The 16,224-nt window shown below is 68.8% G+C and carries 16 protein-coding genes; 9 read left to right on the top strand and 7 right to left on the bottom strand.

The window, feature by feature from the left end; all coding sequences use genetic code 11:
* The first annotated feature begins 166 nt into the window (after nucleotides 1–166).
* The 5 genes from rpiA to K244_RS0108070 all read left to right on the top strand — a co-directional run bounded on the left by rpiA (nucleotide 167) and on the right by K244_RS0108070 (nucleotide 4,586).
* The gene (rpiA, locus tag K244_RS0108085) at nucleotides 167–901 is read left to right on the top strand and encodes a ribose-5-phosphate isomerase RpiA (protein ID WP_020185751.1); all 735 of its coding nucleotides are present in this window, start codon (nucleotides 167–169) and stop codon (nucleotides 899–901) included.
* The gene (locus K244_RS0108080; protein ID WP_020185750.1) at nucleotides 898–1,404 is read left to right on the top strand and encodes a DUF2059 domain-containing protein; all 507 of its coding nucleotides are present in this window, start codon (nucleotides 898–900) and stop codon (nucleotides 1,402–1,404) included. The genes rpiA and K244_RS0108080 overlap by 4 nt, the downstream gene beginning before the upstream one ends.
* Nucleotides 1,405–1,703: 299 nt before the next feature.
* A complete protein-coding gene (locus K244_RS0108075) occupies nucleotides 1,704–3,245 on the top strand; it encodes a cryptochrome/photolyase family protein (protein WP_245259749.1) in 1,542 nt (513 codons plus the stop codon).
* Nucleotides 3,246–3,355: 110 nt separating this feature from the next.
* Nucleotides 3,356–4,186 carry a hypothetical protein gene (locus K244_RS23535; protein WP_155931647.1) on the top strand — a complete coding sequence of 277 codons (831 nt, stop codon included), beginning with the start codon at nucleotides 3,356–3,358 and terminating at the stop codon, nucleotides 4,184–4,186.
* A 118-nt stretch (nucleotides 4,187–4,304) separates the two neighbouring features.
* Entirely contained in the window at nucleotides 4,305–4,586 is a 282-nt protein-coding gene (locus K244_RS0108070) for an XRE family transcriptional regulator (protein WP_024816388.1), read from the top strand.
* A 10-nt stretch (nucleotides 4,587–4,596) separates the two neighbouring features.
* On the opposite strand, the gene K244_RS0108065 is transcribed toward K244_RS0108070, so the two are convergent.
* Together K244_RS0108065 and K244_RS0108060 are read right to left on the bottom strand one after the other, a co-directional pair.
* A complete protein-coding gene (locus K244_RS0108065; protein WP_020185747.1) occupies nucleotides 4,597–5,067 on the bottom strand; it encodes a DUF488 domain-containing protein in 471 nt (156 codons plus the stop codon).
* Between the two features lie 34 nt (nucleotides 5,068–5,101).
* A complete protein-coding gene (locus K244_RS0108060) occupies nucleotides 5,102–5,614 on the bottom strand; it encodes a hypothetical protein (protein WP_020185746.1) in 513 nt (170 codons plus the stop codon).
* A gap of 318 nt (nucleotides 5,615–5,932) precedes the next feature.
* Here K244_RS0108060 and K244_RS0108055 point away from each other — a divergent pair, with 318 nt between their 5' ends.
* A complete protein-coding gene (locus K244_RS0108055; protein WP_155931645.1) occupies nucleotides 5,933–6,262 on the top strand; it encodes an usg protein in 330 nt (109 codons plus the stop codon).
* 157 nt (nucleotides 6,263–6,419) lie between these two features.
* On the opposite strand, the gene K244_RS0108050 is transcribed toward K244_RS0108055, so the two are convergent.
* Nucleotides 6,420–8,651, bottom strand: a complete 2,232-nt coding sequence (locus tag K244_RS0108050) for a glycoside hydrolase family 3 N-terminal domain-containing protein (RefSeq protein WP_020185744.1) — start codon at nucleotides 8,649–8,651, stop codon at nucleotides 6,420–6,422.
* Between the two features lie 170 nt (nucleotides 8,652–8,821).
* Here K244_RS0108050 and K244_RS0108045 point away from each other — a divergent pair, with 170 nt between their 5' ends.
* Complete coding sequence (locus K244_RS0108045) at nucleotides 8,822–9,739, top strand: NAD(P)-dependent oxidoreductase (protein WP_020185743.1); 918 nt, start codon at nucleotides 8,822–8,824, stop codon at nucleotides 9,737–9,739.
* Nucleotides 9,740–9,766: 27 nt separating this feature from the next.
* Here K244_RS0108045 and mdoH read toward each other — a convergent pair whose 3' ends face one another.
* The 3 genes from mdoH to K244_RS0108030 form a co-directional block, all read right to left on the bottom strand.
* Nucleotides 9,767–11,947 (bottom strand): glucans biosynthesis glucosyltransferase MdoH, encoded by a 2,181-nt coding sequence (gene mdoH, locus K244_RS0108040; protein WP_020185742.1) that lies wholly within the window; start codon nucleotides 11,945–11,947, stop codon nucleotides 9,767–9,769.
* On the bottom strand, nucleotides 11,935–13,482 hold the full coding sequence (locus K244_RS0108035; RefSeq protein ID WP_020185741.1) for a glucan biosynthesis protein: 1,548 nt from the start codon (nucleotides 13,480–13,482) through the stop codon (nucleotides 11,935–11,937). The genes mdoH and K244_RS0108035 overlap by 13 nt, the downstream gene beginning before the upstream one ends.
* A 141-nt stretch (nucleotides 13,483–13,623) precedes the next feature.
* On the bottom strand, nucleotides 13,624–14,232 hold the full coding sequence (locus K244_RS0108030; RefSeq protein ID WP_020185740.1) for an SPOR domain-containing protein: 609 nt from the start codon (nucleotides 14,230–14,232) through the stop codon (nucleotides 13,624–13,626).
* Nucleotides 14,233–14,402: 170 nt separating this feature from the next.
* Between K244_RS0108030 and K244_RS0108025 the strand changes: the two genes are divergently transcribed.
* Nucleotides 14,403–15,107, top strand: coding sequence for a phosphatidylserine decarboxylase (locus K244_RS0108025; RefSeq protein WP_020185739.1), 705 nt, complete (start codon nucleotides 14,403–14,405; stop codon nucleotides 15,105–15,107).
* 31 nt (nucleotides 15,108–15,138) lie between these two features.
* Complete coding sequence (locus K244_RS0108020) at nucleotides 15,139–15,966, top strand: phosphatidylcholine/phosphatidylserine synthase (RefSeq protein WP_020185738.1); 828 nt, start codon at nucleotides 15,139–15,141, stop codon at nucleotides 15,964–15,966.
* A 9-nt stretch (nucleotides 15,967–15,975) separates the two neighbouring features.
* On the opposite strand, the gene K244_RS23880 is transcribed toward K244_RS0108020, so the two are convergent.
* Nucleotides 15,976–16,167, bottom strand: coding sequence for a hypothetical protein (locus K244_RS23880; protein WP_020185737.1), 192 nt, complete (start codon nucleotides 16,165–16,167; stop codon nucleotides 15,976–15,978).
* Between the last annotated feature and the right edge of the window lie 57 nt (nucleotides 16,168–16,224).

Here is a 16,224-nt window from a genome sequence, read left to right as displayed (position 1 = left end):
ATTGAATCCGCCGCAGGCGGCATCACCTCTAAGGTAATCTTGGCCACGCGGCCGCGCCTCGGCGCAGCGCACGCAGGCCGGCGCCGCGGCGGTCCGCGGCGCGGCGTCCGCGCAGACGCCATTTCGCTCGTCGCCGGCTTCGCCGGCTGAAAAGGACAGGGACCCCTTGAGCATCGACGACTTCAAACGCGCCGCGGCGGAGGCCGCGCTGGCGCACGTGCGGCCAGGCATGAAGCTCGGCCTCGGCACCGGCTCCACGGCCGCGCTGTTCGTGGAGCTGCTGGGCGAGAAGGTGAGCCAGGGCCTCGACGTGGTCGGCGTGCCGACCTCCGAGTCGACCCGGGAGCTCGCCGAGCGCTACGGCGTGCCGCTGACGACGCTGAAGGAGGAGCCCGAGCTCGACCTGACGGTGGACGGCGCGGACGAGATCGACCCGCAGCTGCGCCTGATCAAGGGCGGCGGCGCGGCGCTGCTGCGCGAGAAAATCGTCGCCTTCGCCTCCAAGCGGATGATCGTGATCGCTGACGACTCCAAGCTCGTCGAGACGCTGGGCCGCTTCCCGCTTCCGATCGAGGTCGTGCCGTTCGGCAAGGAGACCACCCGCCGCGCCGTCGAGCGCGTCGCGCGCGATCTCGGCCTCTCCGGCGAGATCGACATGCGCCGGGCGGAAGACGCCTGCCCGATCGTGACGGACGGCGGCCATTACATCGTCGACGGCAAGTTCGGCCGCATCGACCGACCCGAAGAGCTCGCCGCGGCGCTCGCCGCGATCCCGGGCGTGGTCGAGCACGGACTGTTCATCGGCCTCGCCGACCTCGCGCTCGTCGCGAGCGCGAACGGCGTCGTCACGATCGAGCCGCAAGGCCGCTCGATCCCGGAAGCCTCAAGGAGATTCGCATGACGTTTCGCATCGCCCTGCGCCGGATCGGCGCCGCGGCCGGGCTCGCCCTCGCCGTCTCCGCCGCGCCGGCCTGGGCCGACGAAACGCAGGAGGCGAAACTCAAGACGGCGCGGGAGGTGATCGACGTCTCCGGCGCCGCTGAGACCTTTGACGGCATCATTCCGATTTTCCTGGACGAGGCGAAGCGCACCTTCGTGCGCACCCGGCCCGAGCTGTCCAAGGATTTCGACGAGGTCATCAAGACGCTGCAGCCCGAGTTCGAGGCGCGCCGCGAGCAGCTGCTCAACGACGTCGCGACGGTCTACGCCGAGCGCTTCTCCGACCAGGAGCTGACCGACATCAAGACCTTCTACACCACGCCCTCGGGCAAGAAGCTGGTGCAGATCCTGCCGGCCGTGCTGCAGGCGAGCTACGAGAAGACCAACGCCTGGAGCCGGCAGATGAGCCAGGACGTGGTGAGCCGCATGCGGCAGGAAATGAAGAAGCGCGGCCACGACATCTGATCGGGGCGCGGCGCGGGTGACATCTGAAAGCGGCGGTTTCGCGGAGACGCGAGGCCGCCGCTTTCCGTTTGGGAGTTGGTTCGCCGACGCATTGAACCACGCCGTCATTCCGGGCGAAGTCCCGGAATCCATAAGCCTGCCTGGTTCAGCACCATCTCCACCGGCGGGCTTATGAGACTTGAGACGAGCCCGGGGCGACGGCGGAGCGTGGAACGCATGTCGCGTTCACTTAAGGGAGCCGCGGCGGACGCCGAGCGCGCCGGAGCGAACCACGGCCGCGATTGGCGCGTATGTCGCCCGTGGCCAAAACCCTCCGCCTGCTTCTCGCCGACCAGCTCACCCGCGGCATCGCCTCGCTGAAAGACCTCGACGTCGCCGTCGACGTCGTGCTCCTGGCCGAAGTGATGGAGGAGGCGAGCTACGTCGGCCATCACAAGCAGAAGCTCGTCTTCCTGTTCGCCGCGATGCGCGCTTTCGCGGAGGAACTGCGCGGCGAAGGCGTGACCGTGGACTACGTCGCGCTCGACGACGCCAGCAACGCCGGCTCGCTTGGCGGCGAGGTCAAGCGCGCGCTCGAGCGCCATGGCTGCGACCGCCTCACGCTGACCGAGCCCGGCGAATGGCGCGTGCTCGAGATGATGCAGGACTGGCGCGAGGAGCTCGACGCCGACGTCGTCATCCGCGAAGACGACCGCTTCCTGTGCTCGCGCGCACGCTTCGAGGCCTGGGCGCACGGCCGCAAGGGGCTGCGGATGGAGTTCTTCTACCGCGAGATGCGGAAGGAGAGCGGCCTGCTGATGGACGGCGAGGCGCCGGAAGGCGGCCAGTGGAACTACGACCCCGACAACCGCAAGAGCCTGCCGAAGGGCGTGGAGCCGCCCGCCCGCGTCCGCTTCGAGCCCGACGCCGCGGTCCGGGAGGTGATGGCGCTGGTCGAGGCGCGCTTTTCCGGCAATTTCGGGACGCTCGACCACTACGGCTGGGGCTGGACGCGCGCGCAGGCGCTGGAGGCGCTCGACGCCTTCGTGGGCGAGGCGCTGCCCCGCTTCGGCGACTATCAGGACGCGATGAAGGCCGGCGAGCCCTTCCTGTTTCACGGCGTCGTCTCGCCTTACCTCAACGCCGGGCTGCTGACGGCGCGCGAGGTCTGCGACGCGGCGGTGGCGGCCTATGATGCGCGCGCGGCGCCGCTGAACGCGGTCGAGGGCTTCGTCCGCCAGATCCTCGGCTGGCGGGAGTATGTCCGCGGCGTCTACTGGCTGAAGATGCCGGAGTACCGCGAGACCAACGCGCTCGGCGCTGATCGAAAACTCCCCGACCTCTACTGGACCGCCGAGACCGACCTGAACTGCCTCGCGCACTGCGTCGGCGACACCCGCGACCACGCCTACGCCCACCACATCCAGCGCCTGATGGTGCTCGGCAACTTCGCGCTGCTCGCCGGCGTCCGCCCGCGCGAGGTGCAGGACTGGTTCCTGCTGGTCTACGCCGACGCCTACGAGTGGGTGGAGCTGCCGAACGTGCAGGGTATGGCGCTGTTCGCCGACGGCGGCATGCTGGCGTCAAAACCCTATGCGGCGTCCGGCGCCTACATCGACCGGATGTCGGACTACTGCAAGACGTGCCGCTATGACGTGAAGGCTAAGGCCGGAGAAAATGCCTGTCCGTTCAACTATTTGTACTGGGATTTTCTTATCCGGAACGAAGAGGCGCTCGGGCGCAACCATCGGCTGGCCATGCCCTACCGCAACCTCGCGCGGATGACCCCGGAGCGCGTCGCCGAAATCCGCGCTGACGCCGCGCGGTTCCTCGACGGGCTGCCGGCGACATACGAGGGGTGAGGGGCGCTACGTTGCGGATTATACAAGCTTTTGTATAATCCGCAAATAGGACGCGTGCGAAAGCCGATTGGATTCCGTGGGCTTTCGCTCGACCGGCAATAAGGGACGCAATGAGCTTTAGGGCTTCCCAAGTTAAGCTTGCGGATTTACAGAGCCGTATCGGCAAGCTGGAAAGACGAATTCGTGAATTTGCCCATTCCAACACATCTCCCTTTAGGTTGAATTGCGAATACAATGATTATTACGACATAGAAATAAAATTCGATCAGATACCCGACGATATATTTATCGAAGTCGAAATCGTCCTAAATCAACTAAAATCGACCCTCGATGCTGCTGTATTTTCTGCGTCTAAAACGCATCCTGATTTTGTGAAAAAAGACCCTGCATTTCCTTTTGCACGATCGCACAAAGACTGGAGCTCTCAGTCGAAGGATTTGCGCTATGTATCTCAAGATGTAAAAACTTACATTCAAACCTTAAAGCCTTATGGAGACGGAGATACTCTACTATTTGCAATTAGTGATTTGTCCAAATCCGGGCGTCATTGGGCGCTGGCGCCCCTATCTCGGCAGAACGCTCTGCCAAATGGCATTGGCGGAAATCCGTATGGCGACCTAAATGAACAGATAAATCTCGGTGAATTGACTGGACTGATGATGATCCGGGCCATCGAGACTGATAGTTATTATGATGATGGTTTTATTTTTTCGGTTCCAAAAAGTAAATTCCCAAGTGCGGAACATATCATTAAGATACTGAATTCTGGGGTCATTTTATTTCCTACAATATATTTTGAACAGGAGTTTCTAAAACGTGATGAGGTGGAGCGTAAAATGAATGTAATTCTATCTACACCGGTCCTCGAGCTCTTAATTGATATGTATAAATGTGTATCTGATATAGTAATTGAATTTAATCGGCTGGTCGATTGCTCATAAATGCACGCCGTTCCACAAAACCTTGGCGGATCTCAGTCAATTCGGCCAAATCCTGTGTGATGTTATTTGTAGAGGCACAGCGGTCAAAGGGATCGCGAGCTGACGCAGGAGCTTGAGAATGAGCGGTTATCGGTTTTCCAGCGTGTGGGACGCGATCGAGAGCGACCCCGCCGAGGCCGCGACCCTGAAGGTGCGGGCCGAACTGATGGGGGCGATCGAGGCGCACATCCGGCGCAAGCGTTGGACGCAGACCGAAGCGGCCAAGAGGCTTGGCGTCGCGCAGCCGCGCGTCTCGGATCTGATGCGTGGAAAGATCGATCTGTTCAGTCTCGACACGCTCTACACGATGGCGAACGTGATCGGTCTCCGGACGGAGCTGCGCATCGGCGAGGCGGCCTGACCCCTCCGCCTCACCTGCCCAGAAACGCCGCGGTTAGCGGGTGGATGTGGGAAATCTCGACGTCGGGCAGGCGCTGCTCCACGCGCTCGGCGATCATCAGGCGGTGGCAATGCTCGGGCTCGCGTTCGAAGCAGAGCAGGCAGAGCTTTCGCCCGGTCGCCGCGAGCGCCGTGAGGGCGGCGAGCTCCTCCTGGGCGGGCTCGGTGACGAGATGGGCTTCGAAGATGCGGCGCATCTCGGCGTGGCGGCCGGAGCGGGCGGCCGCGCGGCCGTCCGCCGGCGTGCCGAGCGCGCGGAGGTGCAGATAGCTCAGGCCGCGCTCCTCGACCTCGGCCGCGAGCGCGCGCTTCGAAAACCCCGGCCGGCGGGAGTTCGCGACCGCGCGGACGTCGACCAGCGTCTGCACGCCCGCTTCGACCAGGGCGTCCGCGAGCGACGAGGGCGTCGCGCTTTCGTATCCGATGGTGAAAAGCTCGGTCATTACAACGTCCGTCGCCCGGTCGTTCGGGGCCAAATCACTTCAGGTCGCAGGCCCAGATGGCGCTGACCTTCGCCGAAAACCGAACGGCGGGGTAGCCCTCGTAGAAGGCGGGGATCACGAAGGTGGCGGTGGAGGAGGGCGGCACGAGGCCTGTGCCGACGAAGGCGAGGTCGTTCAGCTCCATGGTCTGGGTCGAGACCTCGATCTTGGTCAGCACCTTGTCCGGGAACGGGTTCGTCACGTCCCACAGGAACACGTTGGACTGAACCCGATAGGAGGGGCTCGCGCCGCGCACCTTGCGGAACTCCTCGAGGCTGATCGGATGAGCGCGGCAGGACTTCACCTGCGCGCTGAAGCCCTGCCGGTCCAGGGCCGTCTGGGACTCCGCGTCGCAGCTCTGACGGCAGGCGGTCGCAGCGTCCTTGACGGCGATGTCGTCGGACTCGGCGGCGACCTTCGATCCGAAACAGGCGTCGAAACAGGCGCTGCGGGCGGGAGCGGCGGCGAGGCACAGCAGCGCTGCGACGGCGAGATAGGCGGTGCGCATGGGGGCGACGTCTCCCTTCGAGAGCCCTCCTCGGCGCGAGCGCTTCGGGGCTGGGGGCGGATGCTGGCGCGCTTCCTGTCGGCGCTCCGGCGCGGCTCCGCGTGATACGAGCCGCCCCTTCCACCGGATCTCGCGCATGTCCTCTTGTCCCATGCTTAAGCATTCGCGCTTAGCACTCACCGCCACTTGCTGCTAGTATTTGCGTTTTAGCAGATTGTTAACCTTTGGATATTGTCATGGGGATGTAACGTCTTGCAAAATCTCTTCCGTGGGAGACGGCGCGTCGGCAAACCGCGCCGTTCGGCGATGGAGTTCGACATGAGCGGATACGACGACAGAGCGGGCGGGATTGCGCCGGCCGCGCCAGCCTCACCCCTGACCACCAAGAGCGATTTCGCGCGCCAGCTCGAAGGCTACGGCCTGACGACGGCCGAAATCCTCTACCGGCTGCCGGATCACCCCGGGCTGCTCCAGTCCTACGTCTGGCAGGAGTACGACCACGCGCCGAACTACCCCGTGCTGCGCGGCTTCCTGGAGTGGTGGCGGAAGGAGCTGGAAGGCATGCTCCACTCCGTCCGCGTCGGCCACAAGGCGCTGATCGGCCCGGCGGAGCTCAAGCCGGTGCGGGCCGAGTTCCGCCTGCACTGAGGAGCGGCCGGGTAGAGCTCAGGTCACGCTAACACCCTCCGCGTCATGCCCCGGCTCGTCCGGGGCGTCCAGCCGTTCGATAAGCACGCGGGCAAGTGGATCCCCCGGACGAGCCGGGGGGATGACGGCGGGCGCTGACCGGCGGTCGCGGCCGCCATTATGGCTTGTAGGCGAGCGTCGCGTCCTGGGTGTCGCCGGCGTTCGGGCCGGTCATGATCCTGATCGGGCCGGGCGTCGCGACGACGTCCGAGGCCGTGCGCCAGTAGGAAAAGTCGGCGACCGAGACCGGCAGCGTCACGGTCTTGGTCTCGCCCGGAGCGAGCTCCACCCGGCCGAAGCCGCGCAGGACCTTCGCGGGCTGCGAGACGGCGGCGACCTCCGGCCGGAGGTAGAGCTGCGCCATGGCGACGCCCGGCCGCTCGCCGACGTTGCGGATCGACACTGAGACCGTCGCGGTCTCGCCGTCCTTGATCGCGTCGCGGTCGAGCTTCGGCGGGCCGTAGTGGAACGAGGTGTAGGTCAGACCGTAGCCGAAGGCGTAGAGCGGGGCGTGGCCCTCGTCGGAGTAGCTCGAGGTGTAGGGTTTCTCCGGCGTCTCGGGCGGACGGCCGCCCGGGCGCTGGTCGTGGGTGGTGGGGATCTGGCCGACGGCGCGGGGGAAGGTCATCGGCAGCCGGCCGACGGGCGCGACGTCGCCCATCAGCGTGCGGGCGATGGCGAGGCCGCCCATGGTGCCCGGCTGCCAGGCGTAGAGCAGCGCCTTCGCCCGCACGGCGATGTCCGTCAGCACGAGCGGACGGCCGGCGAACACCACGACGGCGGTGGGCTTTCCGACGGCGAGCACGGCCCGGACCAAGCGCTCCTGATCGCCGGGCAGGCCGAGCTCCGCGCGGCTCGCGGCCTCGCCGGACTGGTTGAAGCGCTCGCCGACGGCGAGCACCACGACGTCGGAGCGCCGGGCGGTCTCGACCGCTGCGGCGACCTCGTCGTCGCTGGAGCCGAAGGTCGAGCCGCCGGCCGTCACGGTCAGCTCGGCGGACGAGCCGAGGCGCTCGGCGAGGCCCTTGGCGAGCGTCGAGGTCTCGGTCGGCACGCCCCGGGCGGCCCAGGGGCCGAGCGTGTCGGCCTGGCCCTCGGCCAGCGGGCCGACCAGCCCGACGCGCTTCACATCCCGAGCGAAGGGCAGCACCTCGCCCTCGTTCTTGAGCAGCACCAGCGACTTCTCGGCGATGTCCTGCGCGGCGTCGCGGTTGGCCTTGGTCAGCAGCGCGGCCTTCTCGCCCTCGGGCGTCGCGCCCCGGTAGGGGTCGTCGAACAGGCCGAGGTCGTCCTTCAGCTTCAGCACCCGGCGCACCGCCTCGTCGAGCCGCGCGGGCGGGACCGCGCTGGAGCGCACGAGGTCCGGCAGGCGCTTCACATAGGCCTGGCTCTCCATGTCGACGTCGGTGCCGGCGTTGATCGCGATCCGCGACGCGTCCGCCTGGTCCGCGGCGACGCCGTGGTTGACGATCTCGTTCACGGCGAGGAAATCGCTGGTGACGATCCCGTCGAAGCCCCAGTCGTGGCGCAGCACCTCCTCGATCAGGTGGCTGTTCGCGGCGCTCGGCACGCCGTCGTTGGCGTTCAGCGCCGCCATGAAGCAGCGCGCGCCGGCCTTCGCGGCGGCCTCGAACGGCGGCATGTAGATCTCGCGCACCGCGCGGTCGGAGAGGTCGGAGGCGGTGTAGTCGCGCCCGCCGGCGGCCGCCCCGTTGGCGCCGAAATGCTTCGCGCAGGAGACGACGCTGTCGCGGTCCTTCAGGTCCGAGCCCTGCAGGCCGCGCACCCGCGCCTCGGCGATGCGCGCGCCGAGCCAGGCGCTCTCGCCGATCCCCTCCACGCCGCGGCCCCAGCGCGGATCGCGGCTGACGTCGAGCATGGGGGCGAAGATCATGTTGATGCCCGAGGCCGCGGCCTCGCGCGCGGCGACGCGCTCGGCCTTCTCCATGGCGGCGAGGTCCCAGCTCGCGGCCTGCGCCAAGGGCGTCGGGAAGATCGTGCGGTAGCCGTGGATGACGTCGAGCGCGAGGAACAGCGGGATCTTGAGGCGGGAGTTCTCCACCGCCTCCTTCTGGAACGCGCGCGTGTCGTCCGCGCCGTGCACGTTGTAGACGCTGCCGACCGATCCGGCGGCGATGCCCTTCACGATCCGGTCGTAGCCCGGCTCCACGTTGGGCACGATCGAAACCATGTTCAGCTGCCCGATCTTCTCCTCGAGCGTCATCTTCGAGAGCAGTTCCTCGACGCGCCCGCTGGGCTCGGCGGGTCTGGTCTGGGCGGAGGCCGCCAGAGGCGCGACGGCGACGAGGGCTGCAGCGCCGAGGGGGCGGAGCAGGGCAAGGGCGTCCATGGTTCCGTTCCGTGGTGGGGAAAGGGAAGGGTGGGCGGCCGGCACTATCGCCGATCCGGCCGCGATGGCGAACCGGGGGGCGGCGACGGGCCGCAGGTCGCTCTTGCGCGCCGGCCGGCCGCGAGGCGATAACCGCGCGGCCCGCATCCTCGCGACGAAAGATCGACGCCATGACAACTGTTCCGACGATCGCCTTTCTCGGGACCGGGCTCATGGGGGCGCCGATGGCGCGCCGCCTGCTGGGGACGGGCTTCGCGGTGACCGCCTGGAACCGCACGCTCGCCAAGGCCGAAGCTCTGGCGGCCGACGGCGCGACGGTGGCGGCGACCGCCGCCGACGCCGCGGCGAAGGCGGACGTCGTCGTCACCATGCTGGAGAACGGCGCGATCGTCGGCGAGGTGCTGTTCGGGCCGGACGGCGCGGCCGCGGCGCTGAAACCGGGCGGCGTCGTGATCGACATGAGCTCGATCCCGCCGGCGGTCGCCCGCGAGCACGCGCTGAAGCTCGCCGAGATGGGCCTTCGGCATATCGACGCGCCGGTCTCCGGCGGCACGCGCGGCGCGGCGGAGGGAACGCTCGCCATCATGGCCGGCGGCGCGGCGGAGACCTTCGACGTGGTCAAGCCGGTGTTCGCGCCTATGGGTCGCGCCATCCGCGTCGGGCCGTCCGGCGCCGGCCAGCTGTCGAAGCTCGCGAACCAGGTGATCGTGGCGGTGACGATCGGCGCGGTGTCGGAGGCGCTGCTGCTGGCCTCCGCGGGCGGAGCCGACGCCGGCGCCGTGCGCGAGGCGATCCGCGGCGGCTTCGCCGAAAGCCGCATCCTGCAGGAGCATGGCCTCAGGATGGTCGAGCGCAACTTCGTGCCCGGCGGTCCGGTGCGGCTGCAGGTGAAGGACCTCGAGACCGCGCTCGACGCCGCGGCGGAAGCGGGCGTGACGCTGCCGCTGCTGCAGGACGTGCGCGACCGCTTCGTCGAGCTGCGCGACGGGCTCGGCGGCTCGAACTACGACCACTCGGCGCTGTTGCTGCAGCTCGAGGCCTTGAGCGGCAAGCGCGTCGGGACCGGTCCGGACAAGCTTCCGGGATAAGGCGCCGCGCCGACGTCGCGCGACGGCTCAGGCGTTGGCGGGCGCCTCGACGGGAAGGCGCACGAGCAGGTCGAGCAGGGCGCGGTCCTGCATCACCACGCTGCGCTCCTTGGGCGACAGCCAGCCGATCGCCTCGGAAAGGTGGTCAGCCTCGGAGAGCTTCGCGGCCGCCATCACCCGGTCCGGCTCGATCACGCCGCGGGCGCGGCGGGGCGCGGGCGGCAGCATGCGCTCGTGCGCGCGGAAGAAGTCGGGATCGTCGTGGAGCGCGACGAGGCCGTCGCCTTCGTCGGCGCCGGCCTCGGCGAGGCGCTTGGCGCTCGCCTTCGCAGCCGTCGCGATCGGCGGCACGTTGGTCTCCTCCGGGATCAGCATCAGCCCGAGCCGCTTGAGCGCGAGGCCGGCGCCGAGGTGGCCGGAGGCCCAGGACAGCGGGATCGCGAGCAGCAGGCCGGCGATCGTCGGCGACATCCAGGCGACCAGCGAGGGCGCGATCGCGGCGCCTGTCACCAGGGTCACGACACCGAGCGCCGTGTGCCAGCGATGACGGCGGACGATGTCGATGAAGGGGATCGAGCCGTCGTCGCGGCGCTGCGGGTTCCAGCCCGTGGCGCGGCCGAGCAGGATCTGGAACACCGAGCCGGATTGCACCAGCATCATGATCGGCGCGAACAGCGACGACATCACGATCTCGATCAGCGACGAGACGACGATGCGGAAGAAGCCGCCGCCGGCGCGCCGGGCGGGTTCGTCCATCAGGTGGATGACGAGGCCGAAGAGCTTCGGAGCGATCAGGATCGCCATCGTCGCGCCGAACAGCTGGAGGGCGCGTTCGGCGTCGAACCGCGGCCAGGCCGGGAACAGCGAGAACTCGTCGGTGAAGTACTCCGGCCGGATGAAGTTGGCTTGCAGGGCGAGCGCGATGCCGCAGAGCAGCATGAACATCCAGAACGGCGAGGCGAGGTAGGAGAAGATGCCGTTAAGGAAGTGATGGCGCGACAGCGGGTGCAGGCCGCGGGTTCCGAGCAGGGCCGAGTGCTGCAGGTTGCCCTGGCACCAGCGCCGGTCGCGCTGGCCGACGTCGATCAGCGACGGCGGGCTTTCCTCGTAGGAGCCCTCGAGCTGCGGCAGCATGTAGACCGCCCAGCCTTTCCGCCGGATCAGCGCCGCCTCGACGAAGTCGTGGGACATGATCAGCCCGCCGAAGGGCGGCTTGCCCGGCAGGTCGGGGAGCCCGGCGCCGCCGGCGAAGGCCTCCATGCGGATGATCGCGTTGTGGCCCCAGTAGTTGCCGTCGCGGCCGTACCAGACCGCGATGCCGGAGGCGATGATCGGGCCGTAGACCCGGCTCGCGAACTGCTGGAGGCGCGCGAACAGCGTGTTGCGGTTGATGACCAGCGGCAGCGTCTGGATGATGCCGGCGTCGGGATCGGCCTCCATCGCGGCGGCGAGCGCGATCACCGCGTGGCCGGTCATCAGGCTGTCCGCGTCGAAGATCAGCATGTGCTCGTACCCGCCGCCCCAGCGGGTCACGAAGTCCTCGATGTTGCCGGCCTTGCGGCGGTGGTTCTTGGCGCGGTGGCGGTAGTAGACCCGTGCGTCCGGCCCCAGCGCCTCGCGCAGCAGCAGGAAGGCGCGCTCCTCCGCGATCCAGACGTCGGGATCGGTGGTGTCGGACAGCAGGAAGTAGTCGAAGTGGTCGGCGAAGCCGAGGCGCTTCACGTCCTCGAACACCGCCTCCACGGCGCCGAACACGCGGCTCGGCTGTTCGTTGTAGATCGGCATCAGCACGGCCGTGCGCGCGGTCAGGCGCTCGGGCAGGCCCGGCTGCTTAAGCGCGGGGCGGCCGAACAGGGCGACCAGGCCGACGACCGAGCTCGCGAAGGCGAGTGCGATCCAGGCGAAGTTCACCACGAACAGAATCAGCAGCGCCCACTCGAGCAGCGTAACGCCGCCGACCTCGACCACCTTGTACATCTGGTAGACGCCGAGGCCGGTGACGGCGATCGCGGCGGTCGCGACGAACAGGCGGCTGACGACCGGCGTGCGCCAACCGGCGGAGTTCGCCAGCGGCCGCACGTCGGCCTTCGACCAGGACTTCAGCGGCTGGGTCGGCATGTCGATCGGGCGCTCGGGCGGCAGGGCCGGCGGCTCGTTCACGGCCGCGTCGGGCGCGCCGCGTTCGTCGTCGGAACTCATGCTGTCCATCGGTAGAGCCAGGTCTCGCTGATCGGCTTGCCGTCGGTCTCCAGCACCATCCGGAGCTCACAGAGCTCCTCGTTGCCGGGATCGAGGTCGAAGGTGACGCGGTAGCCTTTGATCTCGGGATTGGGGCGGCCGACGACGTCGCGGATGGCGCCGACGGAGGTCGAGACCATAGGCCGGATGGCGCCGGCGCGGTTGGGATCGGCGACGGATTCGCCGGCGAAGTCGACGACGAAGCGGCGCCGCCGGCCGCCGGCCGCGCCGACGACGGTCGCGACCGTCGTGGCCCCGCCCGGCCGGTCCGGCGGGGTCCAGCACCAGTGCAGACGGTAGGCCATGGAGACGCGCGAGCCGGGCTTCAGCGCCTCCTTCGGCCGCCAGTAGACGACGATGTTCTCGTTGACGTCGGCGTCGGACGGGATCTCGGTGAGCTGGAACTGGCCGTCGTTCCAGTCGCCGATCGGCTCCACCCAGACGCTCGGCATGCGGTCGTAGCGGCGGCCGAGGTCGTTGTAGGCCGCGAAGGCGCGCTGGCGCTGCAGCAGGCCGAAGCCGCGCGGGTTTTTGTCGGCGAACACGCTGATCTGCAGGTCCGCCGGGTTCGACAGCGGGCGCCACACCCACTCGCCGGCGCCGTTCCAGATCTGCAGGCCGTCCGCCCGGTGCACCTGGCCGCGGATGTCGTCGACGCCGACGCGGTCGTTCGGGCCGAAGAAGAACATCGACGTCATCGGCGCGACGCCGATGTGCCGCAGCTCCTCGCGGGGGAACAGCGTGAACTCGACGTCGATCACGGTGATCTCGCCCGGGCGCAGCGTAAAGCGGTAGGAGCCCGTCACGCGGCGGCTGTCGAGCAGCGCGTAGACCACCAGGCTGTTCGAAGCCGGGCCCGGCCGCTCGATCCAGAACGTGCGGAACAGCGGGAACTCCTCGCCGTCCGGTTCGCCGGTGTCGATGGCGAGGCCGCGGGCGGAGGTGCCAAAAATCTGGCCGCGGGCGAGCGCCCGGAACAGCGTCGCGCCCTGGAACAGCGCGAACTCGCGAAGCTCCTCGGGCCGGTCGATCGGCGCGCGGGCGCTGACGCCGGAGAACGGAAACGGTCTGTCGCCCGGCGGCGGAGTCGCGCGGCCGAAGTCGAACCAGCTCGGCTCGTTCGGCAGCATGCGGACCTTGCCGTCCTCGACGAGGCCGACCCCGACCGGCGAGCGGTAGATAAACCCGCCCGGCAGCAAGTCGATGCCGAAGCCGCGGTTCTCGCCCTGCCAGAGCGACCGGTCCGGCCGCATCCGGATCGACCGGAACACGTCCTGCGGCAGGTCGGCGAAGCCGTCCGGCAACAGATTGCGCGGCGCTTCGAACGCCTTGGTCGCGAGCAGGCGGGCCTGTTCGTCGAGCGCGTCCCGGCTGAACGGGGCGCCGTCGACGTCGAGATTCGGCGGCGGGGGCGGAGGGGGAGTCTGCCCCGGCTGCTGCGCAAGCGCAGTCGTGGCGAGGAGATGGGCGGCGAGGGCGCCGATGACGAAACTACGTCGGTTCATGGACGATGCGTTTGACGAGCCTGATCGGCCGCCGAGAAGCCGACGAACCCGAGATCAAGGGCTAAAGAATGCTGCACTTTGGAACAATGTCCAATGTGGCGGCGATGGAATTTTGCGGCGCCGCCACATTGGCGGCGGTCGTCAGGAGCGATCGAGTGGTTCGCCGTCATAGGGCGTCGTATCGCAAGGCACGCCCTCCGCCGCAAGGTCGCCGCAGGCGCGGACGGCCTCCGCCGCCGTGGGAAAGGGGCCGGCGACGAGGTCCACCACGTTGCGGCCGGGACCGCTGCGCACCGCCCGCGGCGTGAGACGCGCGAGTTCCGGGTAGCGGCCGGACAGCGCGGTCCAGCGGCGGCGCACGGCCTCCACCGAGGTCTCGGGCCCGAGGCCGATGGCGAACGCCGGGGGATGGCCAGCGACAGGCGCGGGGCGGGCCACGGAGCCCGTGGTCTCCGGCATGAGAGCGGCCCGCGCCGCGGCGAGCTTCATTTCGCCGACGCCGCGCTCGAGCCGCGCCAGCCGCTCGGCGAGCGCGGCCCGCTCGTCGGTCAGGCGCTTCACCTCGCGGTCGAGCCGGCCGACTGACTCCGAATTGCCCGCGGCGATGAGGCGCGTCGGGCTCGATCCCGACGGGGCGACGATCATCACCGCGCCGGCTCCGCCAAGCGCTGCGATCATCAGCAGGCCCCAGACGATCGCGGGCGTCGGCGTATCCAGTCGTCGAGCGTCGTAGTCCTGATCGTAATGCAACGAAGCGGCTCCCGCGGGCGGCGGGCGAAGGATAGCTGAGTCGCCCGGCGCCTCGGCCGCTTTCGCGGCGCCGCGGCGATCGCGCGCCGCAGGTGTGGCCGCCGCGCCGCGCGCGATGACGCCTGCGTCACTTGGTTCGGCCGGCGGGATGGCTTAAAGACCTCGCGACCATGATCGACGACATCTCAGCATCCATCCGCAAGGCCGTGCCCCCGATCCATCGGGAAGGCCGGCCGTTCATCGCGATCTTCGCGGCCATCGCCCTTGTGCTGTTCTTCATCTGGCAGCCGCTGGGATGGATCGGCGTCGGCGCGACTATCTGGTGCGCGCTGTTCTTCCGCGACCCCAACCGCGTGACGCCGATGCGCGACGGGCTCGTGGTGAGCGGCGCGGACGGCGTCGTCTGCGACGTCAAGCGCGCGGTGCCGCCGCCGGAGCTCGGCCTCGGCGCCTCGCCGCTGCCGCGGGTCGCCGTCTTCATGAACGTCTTCGACGTGCACGTGAACCGCGCGCCCGTCGCTGGGACCGTGACGCGCGTCGCCTACACCGCTGGCAAGTTCTTCAACGCCGACCTCGACAAGGCGAGCGAGGACAACGAGCGCAACGGGCTCGTCATCCAGAGCGCGCACGGGCCCCTGGGCGTGGTGCAGATCGCGGGCCTCGTGGCGCGCCGCATCGTGTGCTTCGTGCGCGAAGGCGAGACCATCGGCGCCGGCGAGCGCTTCGGCCTCATCCGTTTCGGCAGCCGGGTGGACCACTACCTGCCGGAGGGCGTCGAGCCGCTGGTCGGGGTCGGTCAGCGCACGGTGGCCGGCGAGACCGTGATCGCCGACCTGACGGGCGCCGCGCCCGCGCGGACCTTCCACAAGAGTTGAGCCGCACGCCCGCCAACCCGAGAGACGCGCGATGATCGATCCGGACGCTCCCAACCCCGTCCGCCGTTCGCCCTTCACGCGGCTCCGGCGCGTGCCGATCCGCTTGCTGATCCCCAATCTCGTGACGCTGCTCGCGCTCTGCGCCGGCCTGACCGGCGTGCGCATGGCGATCGAGGGACGGCTGGAGCTCGCGGTCTACCTCGTCGTTCTGGCCGCGGCGCTCGACGGCGTCGACGGGCGGCTCGCGCGGCTGCTGAAGGGCGCGTCGCGTTTCGGCGCCGAGCTCGACAGCCTGATCGACTTCGTCAACTTCGGGGTGGCGCCTGCGCTCATTCTCTATGTCTGGGGTCTGAACGGGCTTGGCCATGTCGGCTGGATCGCCTGCCTGATCCTCGCCATCGCCTGCGCGCTGCGGCTCGCGCGCTTCAACGTGGCGCTGGACGACCCGAACAAGCCGGCCTGGGCGGGGCAGTTCTTCGTGGGCGTGCCGGCGCCGGCCGGCGCGATCGCCGCGCTGCTGCCGATCTATCTGGAGTTCCTGGGGTTCCCCCGCGTGCCCGTCGCGCTGCCGGCGGTCGAGGTCTATATCCTCGCGGTGGCGTTCCTGATGGTGAGCCCGCTGCCCACCTGGTCGGGCAAGCAGCTCGGCTCCCGGATCGACCGCACCTGGGTCGCGCCCGTGCTGATCGCGGCGGCGCTCGCGGTGACGCTGCTGGTGAGCTATCCTTGGTTCGTGCTCGCCGGGATCACGCTCGCCTATCTCGCGACGCTGCCCTTCGCCTTCCTGCACCAGCAGCGGCTGATACGGGCGGACCGGGGCGCTGTGGCGGCCGAGACGTCCGACGCCGATCCCAGCTGAAGCCGGCTCTCAGCCCTCGCAGGCGGCGACGCGCAGGCGAAGCGGGGCGGCGGGGAAAGCGCCGCGCAGCAGCCGGAGCGCCTCGGCGGTGGTCGCCGGTCGGCTTCGCTGCAGGAAGGCGCGCATGTCGTCGAGGTTCAGCGCCGAGACGACGGCGGGGGCGGCTCCGGAGACGGAGCCGGACGCATAAGCGGACGGCATGGTCGAATCCTCATCGGCACGCGATGGTACGACGATACGTCTTGAACGGTTAACGGC

It is taken from the genome of Methylopila sp. 73B, assembly GCF_000526315.1.
In the GTDB taxonomy this organism is placed as follows: Bacteria; Pseudomonadota; Alphaproteobacteria; order Rhizobiales; family Methylopilaceae; genus Methylopila.
Note: the sequence above shows the minus strand (reverse complement) of the source record. Positions and strands in the feature narration are given on the sequence as shown.